Below are 646 nucleotides of genomic sequence, written 5' to 3' on the forward strand. Positions count from 1 at the left end.
TCGGCCGCGAGCACTCCCCCGGCCCGGTCGATCAGGCAGAACGAGACGGAGACCCGGTCAGGAGCGGCGGCAGTGGGGATCGACATGTCTCGACCCTACGGACCGCACGACGTCGTCGGCCACGACGCGCCGTGCCCGAGCCTCCGGGGCACGCACGACGCGTTCCCTCCGCGGGAACAGGTGTCGCGATCAGAAGTCGCGATCAGATGTCGCGAGGGCGTGCGAGCGGATCGTCCTCGACGAAGGGCTCGTCCTCGAAGGCCTCGACGGCCTCGTCGTCCCCGTCGAGCTCGCTCACCTCGTCCAGATCATCGCCCTCGGAGATCATCTCGTCGCCGTCGCGATTGCCCTGGTCGGCAGCAGCGGAGTCCTCCTCCCCCAGCTCGCGGGGGAAGTCGGCGGCGTCCTCGGACCGGGTCGCGGCATCCCTCTCACGCTCCAGCTCGAGGATGCGGTCGGCGCTCTCGACGCCGTCGGGGCCCGTGAAATCCTGAGGCTCCTCGCCGGTATCGGTGTCGTACGGGTTCTCGCTCATGGTGATCCTCCGACTGTGATTCGACTGCGTGCTCCCGACCCTACGACGTTGCGAGGGATGACGTGGAGGCGACCGCAGACCAGGCGGTCCGGGCCGAGCCAGGCGGGCCGG

Annotated in this window: 1 protein-coding gene; it reads right to left on the reverse strand. The window is 69.8% G+C overall.

Going from position 1 to position 646, the window contains the following annotated elements; translation table 11 throughout:
* Window positions 1–202 precede the first annotated feature (202 nt).
* Complete coding sequence (locus CIK81_RS17870; RefSeq protein ID WP_114355993.1) at window positions 203–535, reverse strand: hypothetical protein; 333 nt, start codon at window positions 533–535, stop codon at window positions 203–205.
* Between the last annotated feature and the right edge of the window lie 111 nt (window positions 536–646).

The organism is Brachybacterium sp. JB7 (assembly GCF_003335205.1).
In the GTDB taxonomy this organism is placed as follows: domain Bacteria; phylum Actinomycetota; class Actinomycetes; order Actinomycetales; family Dermabacteraceae; genus Brachybacterium; species Brachybacterium alimentarium.

Excerpts from the sequence above, each read along its gene's own strand:
- CIK81_RS17870 (WP_114355993.1), bottom strand. The coding sequence starts at position 535 with ATGAGCGAGAACCCGTACGACACCGATACCGGCGAGGAGCCTCAGGAT.